A 12,492-nucleotide genomic window follows, 5' to 3' on the forward strand; every position below is an offset into this window, starting at 1 on the left:
AACATGTCCGCCAGATACGACGAGCTCAAAGGCCTGAAAAATATCGGCCAGAAATACGCCTATGGCGATCGTGAGGTTATGCTCTACGCCTACGGCATCGGCCTCGGCGCTGATCCCATGGACGAGAACGAGCTCGCCTTCGTCAACGAGGGCACGTTCACGCCGCGGCCGCTCAAGGTGGTGCCGACCTTCGCCTCCGTCGCCGCGTGGGGCTCGGGTCCCGGTGAGATGAACCTCAACCGCGTCATGGTGGTTGACGGCGAGCGCGATATCACCTTCCACCAGCCGCTGCCGGTGGCCGCCAATATCACCGCGGACTCCTCGGTGGTCGAGGTCTATGACAAGGGCAAGGACAAGGGCGTCGTCATCAGCCACCGGACCGTGCTCAAGAACGAGAAGGGCGAGAAGCTCGCGACGCTGGTCGCCTCGCGCTTCGCCCGCGGCGACGGCGGCTTTGGCGGGCCGAACCTGACCCAGCCCGATCCGCACAAGATCCCGTCGCGCGCGCCCGACAGGACCATCGACATCGTCACGCGCCCTGATCAGGCCCTGGTCTATCGCCTCTGCGGCGATCGCAATCCGCTGCACAGCGATCCCGAGTTTGCGAGGAAGGCCGGCTTCCCGCGTCCGATCCTGCACGGCATGTGCACCTACGGCATCACCTGCCGCGGCGTGCTGCAGACCTATGCCGACTACGACGCCAGCGCCTTCCGCCAGCATGTCGCGCGGTTCTCCTCGCCGGTCTATCCCGGCGAGACCTTGACCATGGACCTCTGGAAGGACGGCAACACGATTTCGTTCGAAGCCAGTGTGAAGTCGCGCAGCGTCACCGTGATCAAGAACGGCAAGACGGTGCTGGGGTAATTGTCGTCCGTCACTCCGGGGCGCGCGAAGCGCGAACCCTCGCGCCACAACCTGTGGATTCCGGGTTCAGCGCTGCGCGCTGCCCCGGAATGACAAGAATAAAACAAGGGAGAAGCCACCATGGGACTACTCGACGGCAAGGTCGCGCTGATCACCGGCGCGGGCGGGGGGCTCGGTGAGGCCTACGCCAAATTGTTCGCGCGGGAAGGGGCCTCGATCGTGGTCAACGATCTCGGCGGGCCCCGCGACGGCTCCGGCGCCGACAAGTCAATGGCACAGCTTGTAGTGGACGCGATCAAGGCGGAGGGGGGCAAGGCGGTCGCCAACGGCGCCGATATCTCCACCATGGAGGGCGGCCAGTCGGTGTTCGACGACGCCATCAAGCACTTTGGCCGCGCCGACATCCTGGTCAACAACGCCGGCATCTTGCGCGACCAGACCTTTGCCAAGGCCACCGAATCCGACTGGGACAAGGTGATCAAGGTGCATCTGAAGGGCACCTTCTGTTGCACCATGCCGGTGTTTCGTTGGATGCGGGAAAACGGTGGCGGCGTCATCGTCAACACCTCATCGACCTCGGGCCTGATCGGCAATTTCGGCCAGACGAACTATGGAGCTGCAAAGGGCGGCATCTGGGGCCTGTCCAACGTACTGGCGATCGAGGGCCGCAAGTACAACATCCGGATCTGGACGCTGGCCCCGGGAGCCCTGACCCGCATGACCGCAGACCTGCCCCGCTATAAGGAGAACCCCTCGGCGGCGCTGGGGCCCGACGGGATCGCGCCGGCCGTGCTATACATGGTCAGCGATTTGTCGGGCGACCAGACCGGCAAGGTGCTGGGCGTGTCCGGGCCTCGCGGCGTGCGCGAAATGCGGATGATGGAGATGGAAGGCTGGAAACCGCCGCACACGGGCTGGAAGGCCCAGGACATCGCCGATCATGCCAAGGAGATCTTCTTCTCCGAGGAGCAGATCAAGATGGGCGCGCGGCGGTTTTAGGCGTTGCTGTCGTTCCGGGGCGATGCGAAGCATCGACCTATGGTGCGCAATTGCGCACCTGAGAACCTCGAGATTCCGGGTTCGCGCTGCGCGCGCTCCGGAATGACGGAGAAAGAGAGAGACTGATGAAACTGACCGCCGACGCCAAGGGCACCTTCGCAATCGCGCCGACGCCGTTCCACGATGACGGAAGGATCGACGAGCGCTCGATCGACCGCCTGACCGACTTCTACGAGGAGGTCGGCTGCGACGGCGTCACGGTGCTCGGCATCCTCGGTGAAGCGCCGAAGCTGGATGCCGCCGAGGCCGAGCAGGTGGCGGTGCGCTTCGTCAAACGCGCCAAGACAATGCAGGTGATCGTCGGCGTCTCCGCGCCGGGCTTTGCCACCATGCGCTCGCTGGCGAAGGCCTCGATGGACGCAGGCGCGGCCGGCGTCATGATCGCGCCGCCGCCCTGGCTTCGCACCGACGACCAGATTGTCGGTTATTACAAGCAGGCCGCCGAAGCGATCGGCCCCGACGTGCCCTGGGTGCTGCAGGACTATCCGCTGACGCTCTCGGTGATCTTCACCCCGGCCGTGATCCGCAAGATCGTCATGGACAATGCGAACTGCGTGATGCTCAAGCACGAGGATTGGCCGGGCCTCGAGAAGATATCGACGCTGCGCAGTTTCCAGAAGGACGGCTCGCTGCGTCCGCTCTCGATCCTCTGCGGCAATGGCGGGCTGTTCCTCGATTTCGAGATGGAGCGCGGTGCCGACGGCGCCATGACCGGCTACGCCTTCCCCGAGCTTCTGATCGACGTCGTGAACCTCTCCAAGGCCGGCAAGCGTGACGCCGCGCATGATCTGTTCGACGCGCATCTGCCGCTGATCCGCTACGAGCAACAGCCGGGTGCCGGGCTTGCCGTTCGCAAGCACGTACTGCAGAAGCGCGGCATCATCGCCTCCAGCGCCCAGCGCAAGCCTGGCGCGACCATCACGCCGGCGGCGAAGGCGGAGGTCGACTACCTGCTGTCGCGCGTCGCCCGCGTCGACAAGCGCGCCAATCTCGGCCCGCAATCCAGCGCCGCAGGTTAGTTGAATGCCCGAGACATCAGCATCACGCCCGGCGTCGACGATTCTCTTGCTGCGCGATGGCGCAGCAAAGGTCGACGGCAAGAGCCGCGACGAAGTCGAAGTCTTCATGATGGTCCGCCACCATCAGATCGAGTTCAACTCGGGCGCGCTGGTGTTTCCCGGCGGCAGCGTCGATGCCGGCGATCAGGAGATCGTCAAGCGGTCCGACCTGTATTCGGGCGGCGAGGGCCTCAGCGAATCGGACCGCGGTTTTCGTATCGCTGCAATCCGCGAGACGTTCGAGGAAAGCGGCATCCTGCTGGCGCGCGCAAAGGGTACCGGTACGCCTGTTGATGCGAAGCGCGCCGGCGAGATCGCCAATGCGCATCGCGTCGCGCTCAACGAGCACAAGATCAGCTTCCTGAGCATCTTGGCCGACAATGATCTCCAGCTCGCGCTCGACACGCTCGTGCCCTACGCGCACTGGATCACGCCGGAAGGCATGCCCAAGCGCTTCGACACCTGGTTCTTCCTGGCCGCCGCACCGCCCGATCAGCTCGGCGCGCATGACGGCCGCGAGTCGATCGACTCGATCTGGGTCTCGCCGCGCGAAGCGGTGGAGGGCGGTGAGAGCGGCCGCTTCAAGCTGCCGTTCCCGACCACGCGCAACCTGATCCGGCTGGCGAAGCAGCCGAATGTGAGCGCCGCACTGGAGCATGCGCACGGCATGTCCGTCGTCACCGTCATGCCGGTCATGACCAAAACCGAAACTGGTCGCCAGCTCCGCATCCCCCGCGAAGCCGGCTATGACGGCGAGGTGTTCGAGGTCGGCGCTGTCGGCTAGTACACTTCGACAGCCAACGAAGTATTGGCGGCCGCGGATGCGCTAGGTTCCGTCCATCGCGAATGGACGGGATGAATCCGATGGACAACCGGCAGGACACCAACATCGCCGTCGAGCTGGCGCTGCTGGTTGCGCTCGCAACGCTCTGGGGCGGCTCCTACACCTTCATCAAGCTCGGCGTCGCCACCATCCCGCCGGTCACGCTGATCGCCGCGCGCACGACGGTTGCAGGTCTGCTGCTGCTCGCCGTCATGTGGGCGAGGGGAATCAAGATGCCCACGGATGGGCCGACCTGGCAGCGCTTCGCCTTCCAGGCCGTGCTCAACAGTGTGATCCCCTGGACGTTGATCGCCTGGGGCGAGCGGCATGTCGATGCATCGCTCGCGACCATCCTCAATTCGGCCGGCCCGATCTTCACCTTCCTGCTCACGGCCGTCGTCACCCGCCACGAGGCGACGACGCCGCGCAAGCTGGTCGGGGTGGTGGTCGGCATGGCTGGCATCCTGCTGATCGTCGGCGTCGACGCGTTCCACGACATCGGCAGCGGCCTCGTCGCGGAAGCCGCAATCGTTGCCGCCACCATCTGCTACGCCTGCGCCGCGATCTTCGGCCGGAGCTTCAAAGGCCTCGATCCGATGGCGCCTGCCGCCGGCTCGCTGCTGGCGGGCGCGGCCGTGCTGATCCCGGCCTCGCTCGCGCTTGAGCAGCCCTGGACGCTGTCGCCGTCGCTGAGCTCGGTTCTGGCGCTGCTCGCGCTGGCCGTGTTCTCGACCGCGGCGGCGTTCGCGATCTACTTCCGCCTGATCCAGACTCTCGGCTCGGTCGGCACCACCGCCCAGGCCTATCTCCGTGTCCCGATCGGGGTCGCTATCAGCGTTGCCTTCCTGGGGGAAACCCTGAGCCGGACCGCCTGGATTGGTCTCGCCTGCGTCGTCCTCGGCGTTGCCGCCATGACGATCCCGGCCCGGCGCCCGGCCGTCGCGAAACCATCATGAAAAACAGCTGCTTCCGGCTGGCGGAGGCATGTTCCCCCGGAGGGGCGATACAGCGTATATTAGGAGGGTATGGAGTCCGGTTCCGCCCCAATGCCCGTCGAAACGCTACCGAATCCGCCGCCGAAGCGATCGTTTTCGCTGTCGATCGGCCAGATGACGTTCGGCAGCTTCATTCTGGTGCTGGCGGTGATCATCGTCACCTCGACCGCCAGCGTGATCGCGATCCGGCATATCGACGCCACCTTCGCCGAGTTGCAGCGGCTCCAGAGCGTCGGCGATCTCGCGGAAGATATCGACCGCCGCATGAACGACCTGCGGCTCGCCGCGCGTGACTTCGTCACCGATCCCGGCGCCGGCATCCAGTTCAAGCAGGTGGGCGAAGCCGCCTCGACCCTGAGCGACATCCTCAAGAAGACCCGTATCGATCTTGCCCCCGAGCAGCAGGATATGATCGACGGCGTCTCCGAGCGGCTTGCGACTTACCGCAGCGGGCTGGAGCGGATCTCGACCCTGATCGACCGCCGTGCGCAGTTGCTTGCCGGATTGCCGCCGCTGCGCGACCAGTTCGATGCGGCGGTTTCCGAGAGCGGGGATCGCGACCTCGCCGCCCGCCTGTCGGAGGCGCAGAGCCGGATCGCGCTCGGGCTGCTTGCACGCAATCCGTCGGCTGCCGAACAGGCCGCGCAGGGCATCCGGGCGATGGACATTGCCGATGTCAGGTTGAAGTCGGCCGTGAACAATTACGCCGAGGCCATCATCGCGGTCGCCGTCCGTGAACGACAGATTGCCGATATCGACCGCGAGGTGCTGGGAACCGAGGGCCGGCTGATCGGCCGCGTCACCGAATTGCTCCGTGACGTCAGCGACCGCCGCGGCCATGTGCTGTCGCGCGATTTTGCCCGGACGCTCGCGGAGGCGCGCTGGCAGAGCATCGTGCTCGGCAGCATGGGCGTGCTGATCGGCATCCTCGCCGCAGGCTTCGTGGTGCGTCGGACGGTGCGTCCGCTGGCGCAGATCGCGCGCTCGATCCGGGCCCTCGCCGCCGGCGAGAAAAGGACCTCGATCCCGTCGGCCGATCTCGACAACGAGATCGGCGATATCGCGCGCGCCGCAGAGGTGTTCCGCCGCGCGCTCGAAGAGGCCGACACGGCGCGCGAAGCGGCGGTGCGGGCGCTCACCGAGCAGCGGCTGGCCGAGGAAAGCTATCGCAAACTGTTCGAAGGGTCGGTCGACGGCATCTATGTGACAACGCCGTCCGGCGATCTCCTCAACGCCAATCCGGCGCTGGCGCGGATGATGGGCTATGACAGCCCGCAGCACTTGATCGACAGCATCAACGACATCGCCCACACCATCTACGTCGATCCCGAGGCACGCGAGGAATACCAGCGGCTGATGCATCGCGACGGCATGGTGCGTGAGTTCGAGTATCAGGTGCGCCAGCGCAGCGGCAACATCCTCTGGCTCTCCGACAGTGCGACCGGCGTGCGGGACGAGCAGGCCAGGATCGTCCGCTACGAGGGCACGCTGCGCGACATCACCGACCAGAAGCGGGCGGAAGACGCCATCGCCGAAGGCCGCCGCCTGCTCCAGCAGGTCATCGACACCGTGCCGGCCGTCATCAATGTCAAGGACCGCGACCTCCGTTACGTGCTGATGAATCGCTACATGGCCGGCATCTTCGGTATCGAGCCCGGCGACGCGCTCGGTCGCACCACCGCCGATCTGATGTCGCGCTATGGCGCGGCCAAGACCGACGAAAACGACAAGCGGGTGCTCAAGCACCGCAAGGGGCTGGGCTTCTACGAGGAGGAGTACCAGGACGTATCAGGCAATATGCGGCAATGGCTGGTCAACAAGCTGCCGCTGCTCGACGCCGAGGGCGAGATCGAGCGGATCGTCACCGTGGCGCTCGATATCGGCGAGCGCAAGCGCGGCGAGCAGGAGATGCGCAAGGCCAAGGACTCCGCCGAGACGGCGCTGCGCAATCTGCGCGAGACCCAGGCTTCGCTGATCGAGGCGGAAAAGCTCGCAGCCCTCGGACGTCTGGTCGCCGGCGTCGCGCACGAGGTCAACAATCCCGTCGGCATCAGCCTCACGGTCGCCTCTGCGCTGGAGCGCAAGACGGCGATGTTCAGCGCCGAGGTCGAGCGCGGCGAGCTTCGCCGCTCGACCCTCAACGATTACCTCAACACCAGCCGCGACGCGTCCTCGCAGCTCGTCTCCAATCTCAACCGCGCAGCCGAGCTGATCCAGTCGTTCAAGCAGGTCGCGGCCGACCGCAACTATTCGGACCAGCGCAGCTTCGACCTCGCCGACCTCACCGAGCAGGTGGTGATGAGCCTGCGCCCGGGCCTGCGCAAGCAGAACCTGACGCTGAACGTCGAGTGCCAGCCCAACCTGACCATGAACAGCTATCCCGGGCCGTACGGGCAAGTGCTGACCAATCTGTTTCTGAATTCGGTGGCGCACGCCTTCCCGGACGGACGTCCGGGGATCATCGACATCCGGGTGCGCGAGTCCGGCAAGGACAATGTCGAGATCATCGTCGCCGACAATGGTTGCGGCATGAGCCTCGACGTGCGCCGGCGCGCCTTCGACCCATTTTTCACGACACGGCGGGATCAAGGCGGCACCGGTCTCGGGCTGCATATCGTCTACAGCATCGTCACCAACCGGCTCGGCGGGCGGCTTGATCTCGATTCCGAGCCGGGCGAGGGGACTCGCATCCAGATGATCCTGCCGCGTACCGCGCCGCTGGAGCAGGCTGCCGAATAGCTGCTATTGCTTGAGCATGATCTCCGCGCAAACGCGTTCCGCGTTTGTCGCGAGGAAAAACCGCTGCACACTTTTCCGGATCATGCCCTAGTCGGCCTCTGCCAGCTTGTGCAGGGTGGCACCGAAAATCAGGCTGGCCTTGCCGACCAGCGCCGTTCCCGTCATCTCCGCGCGGGTGTCCGTGTAGGTCCCGCTGACACCGATGCCGACCGGGGCAGGGCCGCCGAACAGCGGATTGTCATCGCCCCGCGGCGAGGTGTGCCGTTGCACCAGCACCTCGCCCTTGAAGGTGTGGTCGTCCTTCACCACGTAGCTGCCGGTGTAATAGAGGTAGGCATCGCCGCCAAGGATCTTGCCATCGCGAAAAAGAATCACGCCGCTGCCCTTGCCGACTCGACCATCGAGCAGGCTCACATGAATCGAATAGAGGCCGTTCTTCATAACGTCCCCGTAGGCCGGCGGCCATCGCCCAATGGCGTAACCGGTGAAGCTTTTATGCCAAAGCGCAACCCCTCGCGCAACGCGGCAGTTTTGCCAGCGATGGTGTCCCATGCCGGCACGTGAACCGTAATTGTCCCAGCTTGTGTGTGACGCGGTTATGACGGTCTCATCATGCAGCGAGGCCAGTCGTTGCGAATCGGAGTTGGCCCGCGAAATGCATAACCATTGTTGCACTGGCCGCGGGGTGCTGGAGCAAGACGAACGTGAGCAACTGGATCGATTCCGGCGGCAATGAGCCGCGTCTGTGCAGTGTGCGTCCCACGAATTGCGAAACACAACGACGGCGGATTGGCCGTCCCACACGATGGCAAAGCGCAGCAAGTCTTGCTTGCGCGCTGGCGCTGATCGCGCTGATTGCCCCGCTCGGGCGCGCACGCGACCGCGGCCAGTTCGTCAACACCAGTACAGAGTTGAAGGCCTGGTTTGACGGCTTGCGCAGCGGCAAGGGACCATGCTGTTCCGATGCCGACGGCTCGGCGATCTCGGATTCCGATTGGGAGAGTAAGGACGGGCACTATCGTGTCCGCATCCCGCGCCTTGGCTACGTCATCGAGGGCCGGGAGCAAGAGCTCGTCTGGGTCGACGTGCCCGAGGAGGCCGTGATCTCGGAGCCGAACCGGGTCGGACGCACCATGGTCTGGCCGATCTACGGCTACATGGGCGTCACGATCCGCTGCTTTATGCCCGGTAGCATGACTTAGCCGGGCAAGCGCTCGCCCGGCTTCTCGTCGAATTCAGATGCGCCTGTCAGGTATTATTTCTTGTCGCGCTCGAGCAACTCGATGGAGATGCCTTCGGGGCCGCGGATGAAGCAGATGCGGACGCCGGGCCGGATCGTGGTTGGCTCGCGGGTGAGCGTCACGCCCTTGGCCTTGATCTCGGCGGCGACGGCATCGATGTCTTTCACCGTGAGCCCGAAATGGTCGAGGCCCTGATGCGGGTGTGGGGGCGGCGGGCTGACGGCGTTTTCGCCTTCCAGCGGTGCGATGAAGATCCTCGCGCCGCCCAGGTTCACGTCAATGCGTCCCGGCGCGCGCACGATTTCGCCGCCGAGGATGTCGCGCAGCCAGGCCGCGGTCGTTTCGGGATCGGGGCTGCGCAGATGGATGTGATCCCAGGTGACGACGACTGGCATTTCAATTCCTCCCCGATAGGGTCTTCGCGATGTTGCAGCGCATGTTAGCGATCCCGATCGACGATCGCCACCGTCGCTCCTATCCGAGATTCGCGTCGTTGCCGGAACCTTAATTCGTGTTACGGATTGAGACAGGAGGCGAGTGACGCACCCATGAACGCAGGGTTTGGCCGGATCGGACTGGGAAGCTTCGCTGGGAATGGCGAGGACCCGCCGCGGTCCAGGTCCGCCATAAGCGTCTGGCTCAAGCGAGGACTGTTATGGCTGCTGGCTGCGCTCGTGGTTGGCGGTGCGGTCTGGTTGCTGATGCCGCCCTCCGAAGGCAACGTCGCGCAATCCGCGCCTGTGACATTAGCGCTGGCAAGTATCGATCCAGTTCCCCCGACAATCGCCTCAGATACCTCGGCCGCGGAGGCCGCCGGGCTCGACCGGATAAAAATCTCATCGCAGACCTGGCGGCGCGGCGGGCTCGGCTCGAAGGCGTTTGTGACGTTCACCGTGCGAAATGACAACGACTATGCCGTAAAGGATGTCAAGATCGTCTGCGCCTTCACGCGGCGCGACGGCAGCCATCTGACCGACCGCAGCCGCGTGCTGGCCGACATTGTCGGCATGAAGAGCCGCAAGACCTTTGCGCGCGTGCCCGTCGGCTTCGTCAACGTGAATGCCGATCAGGCGACGTGTTCGCTGGTCACCGCGCGGCGCGCCTAAAGGGCCACACATTCCGCTAGCGGAAAAGTTACCGTCCGAGCCCCTTGGCCAAAAATCTTGGCGTTGCCATTTGAACCATAAGGCTGGGCCCAGGAACCAATCTAGGGATCGCCGGTTGAGGCGAGGAGCCCACGCGGGGATGCGGGGGGCGGAGCGCGGCCAATGCCCATCTTTCGGTATTTCATGTTCGTCGGTGGAGCGCTGCTCGTACTGTTGTTCGCGGCTGATTTCGTTTGGCCGAGGTCGCCGGTTGCAGAGGTCGTCGTGGGTGCAAGCTACGATCAGCCGCTGATCCGGATTCGGTCCGACCGCCATCTGCCTGAACGTGTCGTGCTCGACACCAGTCAGCCGACCATTGCCGCGCCGGTGACGAAGACGGCTGCCGTCGCAGCGCCACAGCCGACCGCGCAGGCGGACCCACTGGCTGACATGTCGGCAAAGACGCGGGTGCGCGAGACCTTCGCACAGTTCACGCCGAAGGGCGACGCCAAGGTTCGGGCCCCAGTTCAGCCCAAGCGGAAGGTGGCCCGGGCCCATCCGGCGCCACAGCGCGGCCAGCCGATGATGCTGGTGGCACAGCAGCCGCATTTCGGGCTTTTCAACACGACATGGTAACAGCGCGCTCTGCCGCCTCGATAAAGGCGGGAGGGCTTTTTATTGTCCGAGCTCTCTGCTAATTCAAACCAATCCGAACGTCGTAGGTCAGCTGGCCTGCCAGCCTATGTCCGCGGCGATTCGGTTCGTGGCCCAATACCCGGGTCATCAGGGCGCTCGTAGCTCAGCTGGATAGAGCATCGGATTTCGATTCCGAGGGTCGGGAGTTCGAATCTCTCCGAGCGCGCCACTTCGGTACAGAATTGGGCACGCCAAAACCTGCCGTTTTTGCGCTTTCAGCAGCGAGGAGCGTGCGCAGGAGCACGCTTTTCGACCCCATAATGCGCCGCTCTTTCTGGTCGACTTCGACGCGTTGGGCGAGGGCTCGGAGGTGATCGCGGCGGTAGCCGCCGTTCTCGGTTCGCATGCGCTTGCGGGCTTTCCTGGCGAACGTTTTGAGAGCTTGCGCTGTAATGCTCGGCCCGGCGCGATCAATCGCGTCCTCGGCCCGCTCCGCGTCAAGGCGGGCCTGGTCGCGCGTGGCCTTCAGTTCACCGATGCGGTCCTTCAGCATGGGATCGGACAGATCAGCGATGCCATTCTCGATGGCATCGTACAGCCGCTTGAGTTTGGCATCTGCCTCGGCCGCCCGCTTGCGCAATTCGGCAATGTGCGACCTTCGGTGTTCGGCGCGCTCGGTGCGACGATCGAGCACATGTGACAAGAGTCGCTCAAGACGCTGTGGCTGCAACGAACGCCGTTCGATGTATTCCGCCACCAGATTGTCGAGATTTTCCATCGGAACGGTGCGCCCGGGACAGCTAGTCGCAGCAAGTGTAGTACCGGTAACGACCTCCAACAGTTCGACGAAGAGGGTGCCCGGCCAAGAAGGATCAGTCCGAGTGGACCGCAAATAATCGTAGAGATCGCCGGGTCGTGATCCGAGCGCTCGCGTTTGTTTGGTCGAGATTTTTGATGATGAGCGATGGCACCTCTGCGGCACGCAGACTCCTTCCCGAGAACGGCGCAAATTTGTTCGCCGCGACGCCAAGCCCCTTGAACGGAGGAGCAGTATATCGCTCGCGCTGAGCAATCAGCGCATGGCGGTCAAAACGCCGGACCAGCCGGCGCCGGTCAAGGCCGTCAAGCCGGCGGAGCGGGGCGCGCGAGAGCCGCGAGCCTTGACGGGCGCCGGTTGGTCCGGCACCGGGCTTGCCAAACGCCCGATGGCGGGACACCGTTCTGATCAGGTGGGCCAAGACGGTTAGGTCTACGGTTGGTACCGGACGCACATTGCGCCGACTTCTTGAGCGAAAAGGAGAACTCAGATTCTTGCAAGGTGCGGCCAAAGCAGTAACGTGCGCTGAGCTCCTGGAATACCTCTCAACCGACCGCTGCGCACCTTGCGCCTTTATCCTGCTATCGATCGGTCGGCGGTCTCGTCTTCGCCGAACCCGCGCAACCCTTCGCCAGACTGCGATCAGACAAAAACTCTGATCCAGCGTCTCGGCGGCGGGTTGCGTGCAGGTGCATTGCAGCCGTTATGCCGATTCTTTGGTGGGATAAGCGTGTGTCATGAGTCGCAAAATCGACCGAGGCCAGGACGCAGGAGCTGCGGCGGTTGTGCCGGTTGTTTGCAGATCGGACGCAGGACGGCGACAGGCACACGGGTCCCGGTCCGACGTGTTAGTGTCCGGTGTTGTGGATAGCGGACGAGAGAGCTGACATGGCAATATCGACGCGAATGACCCCCAACGGATATTTGCGGCTACCAGTTTCGGCTAGAAGTGCCGCATCCGGTTCCATCTCGGCCTCTTTTGAGTGGGCGTGGGATCGTGTAGTCTTTTTTTAAAGCTGCTCTTCGAGACGGGATGTGCCGACGTCTCCGTTAGGGCCACATGGGCAGCGGGGATGCTGTCGGCGAGCATCGTAGTCTCCTAAAACCGACAATCCTTTTGTGCCGGTCTCTCACTGAGCATTCGCGGTGCGCGCGGGCGCACGGCGATGATTGCG

The 12,492-nt window shown here is 64.3% G+C and carries 12 protein-coding genes and 1 tRNA gene; 11 read left to right on the top strand and 2 right to left on the bottom strand.

Annotated features, from left to right (window positions below):
• Positions 1-3 precede the first annotated feature (3 nt).
• The 6 genes from JJC00_RS16875 to JJC00_RS16900 all read left to right on the top strand — a co-directional run bounded on the left by JJC00_RS16875 (position 4) and on the right by JJC00_RS16900 (position 7,538).
• The gene (locus tag JJC00_RS16875) at positions 4-864 is read left to right on the top strand and encodes a MaoC family dehydratase (protein WP_200473619.1); all 861 of its coding nucleotides are present in this window, start codon (positions 4-6) and stop codon (positions 862-864) included.
• Positions 865-984: 120 nt separating this feature from the next.
• Positions 985-1,863: an SDR family oxidoreductase gene (locus JJC00_RS16880; RefSeq protein ID WP_200473620.1), complete on the top strand. Its 879-nt coding sequence runs from the start codon at positions 985-987 to the stop codon at positions 1,861-1,863.
• A 125-nt stretch (positions 1,864-1,988) separates the two neighbouring features.
• Positions 1,989-2,942: a dihydrodipicolinate synthase family protein gene (locus JJC00_RS16885; protein ID WP_200473621.1), complete on the top strand. Its 954-nt coding sequence runs from the start codon at positions 1,989-1,991 to the stop codon at positions 2,940-2,942.
• Between the two features lie 4 nt (positions 2,943-2,946).
• Positions 2,947-3,765, top strand: a complete 819-nt coding sequence (locus JJC00_RS16890; protein ID WP_200473622.1) for an NUDIX hydrolase — start codon at positions 2,947-2,949, stop codon at positions 3,763-3,765.
• 80 nt (positions 3,766-3,845) lie between these two features.
• The gene (locus tag JJC00_RS16895) at positions 3,846-4,760 is read left to right on the top strand and encodes a DMT family transporter (protein ID WP_200473623.1); all 915 of its coding nucleotides are present in this window, start codon (positions 3,846-3,848) and stop codon (positions 4,758-4,760) included.
• A gap of 90 nt (positions 4,761-4,850) precedes the next feature.
• A complete protein-coding gene (locus JJC00_RS16900; RefSeq protein WP_200473624.1) occupies positions 4,851-7,538 on the top strand; it encodes a PAS domain S-box protein in 2,688 nt (895 codons plus the stop codon).
• 87 nt (positions 7,539-7,625) lie between these two features.
• Here the strand turns inward: JJC00_RS16900 and JJC00_RS16905 are convergent, their stop codons facing one another.
• Positions 7,626-7,979 (bottom strand): GrlR family regulatory protein, encoded by a 354-nt coding sequence (locus JJC00_RS16905; RefSeq protein WP_200473625.1) that lies wholly within the window; start codon positions 7,977-7,979, stop codon positions 7,626-7,628.
• Positions 7,980-8,242: 263 nt separating this feature from the next.
• Here JJC00_RS16905 and JJC00_RS16910 point away from each other — a divergent pair, with 263 nt between their 5' ends.
• Positions 8,243-8,740 carry a hypothetical protein gene (locus JJC00_RS16910; RefSeq protein ID WP_200473626.1) on the top strand — a complete coding sequence of 166 codons (498 nt, stop codon included), beginning with the start codon at positions 8,243-8,245 and terminating at the stop codon, positions 8,738-8,740.
• Between the two features lie 53 nt (positions 8,741-8,793).
• On the opposite strand, the gene JJC00_RS16915 is transcribed toward JJC00_RS16910, so the two are convergent.
• A complete protein-coding gene (locus JJC00_RS16915; protein WP_200473627.1) occupies positions 8,794-9,174 on the bottom strand; it encodes a VOC family protein in 381 nt (126 codons plus the stop codon).
• Positions 9,175-9,327: 153 nt separating this feature from the next.
• Between JJC00_RS16915 and JJC00_RS16920 the strand changes: the two genes are divergently transcribed.
• The 4 genes from JJC00_RS16920 (at position 9,328) to JJC00_RS16935 (ending at position 11,200) form a co-directional block, all read left to right on the top strand.
• On the top strand, positions 9,328-9,885 hold the full coding sequence (locus JJC00_RS16920) for a hypothetical protein (protein ID WP_200473628.1): 558 nt from the start codon (positions 9,328-9,330) through the stop codon (positions 9,883-9,885).
• A 162-nt stretch (positions 9,886-10,047) separates the two neighbouring features.
• Positions 10,048-10,500 carry a hypothetical protein gene (locus JJC00_RS16925; protein ID WP_200473629.1) on the top strand — a complete coding sequence of 151 codons (453 nt, stop codon included), beginning with the start codon at positions 10,048-10,050 and terminating at the stop codon, positions 10,498-10,500.
• 152 nt (positions 10,501-10,652) lie between these two features.
• Positions 10,653-10,729: transfer RNA gene (locus JJC00_RS16930), tRNA-Arg, on the top strand.
• A 141-nt stretch (positions 10,730-10,870) separates the two neighbouring features.
• Entirely contained in the window at positions 10,871-11,200 is a 330-nt protein-coding gene (locus JJC00_RS16935) for a hypothetical protein (RefSeq protein ID WP_200473630.1), read from the top strand.
• Positions 11,201-12,492: the final 1,292 nt, after the last annotated feature.

This window comes from Bradyrhizobium diazoefficiens (genome assembly GCF_016616885.1).
In the GTDB taxonomy this organism is placed as follows: Bacteria; Pseudomonadota; Alphaproteobacteria; order Rhizobiales; family Xanthobacteraceae; genus Bradyrhizobium; species Bradyrhizobium diazoefficiens_F.

Bases quoted from the DNA above. Each gene is read 5' to 3' on its own strand.
- JJC00_RS16925 (WP_200473629.1), top strand. From the start codon at position 10,048: ATGCCCATCTTTCGGTATTTCATGTTCGTCGGTGGAGCGCTGCTCGTA.
- JJC00_RS16905 (WP_200473625.1), bottom strand. From the start codon at position 7,979: ATGAAGAACGGCCTCTATTCGATTCATGTGAGCCTGCTCGATGGTCGA.
- JJC00_RS16880 (WP_200473620.1), top strand. From the start codon at position 985: ATGGGACTACTCGACGGCAAGGTCGCGCTGATCACCGGCGCGGGCGGG.
- JJC00_RS16875 (WP_200473619.1), top strand. From the start codon at position 4: ATGTCCGCCAGATACGACGAGCTCAAAGGCCTGAAAAATATCGGCCAG.
- JJC00_RS16900 (WP_200473624.1), top strand. From the start codon at position 4,851: ATGCCCGTCGAAACGCTACCGAATCCGCCGCCGAAGCGATCGTTTTCG.
- JJC00_RS16915 (WP_200473627.1), bottom strand. From the start codon at position 9,174: ATGCCAGTCGTCGTCACCTGGGATCACATCCATCTGCGCAGCCCCGAT.
- JJC00_RS16920 (WP_200473628.1), top strand. From the start codon at position 9,328: ATGAACGCAGGGTTTGGCCGGATCGGACTGGGAAGCTTCGCTGGGAAT.
- JJC00_RS16890 (WP_200473622.1), top strand. From the start codon at position 2,947: ATGCCCGAGACATCAGCATCACGCCCGGCGTCGACGATTCTCTTGCTG.
- JJC00_RS16885 (WP_200473621.1), top strand. From the start codon at position 1,989: ATGAAACTGACCGCCGACGCCAAGGGCACCTTCGCAATCGCGCCGACG.
- JJC00_RS16895 (WP_200473623.1), top strand. From the start codon at position 3,846: ATGGACAACCGGCAGGACACCAACATCGCCGTCGAGCTGGCGCTGCTG.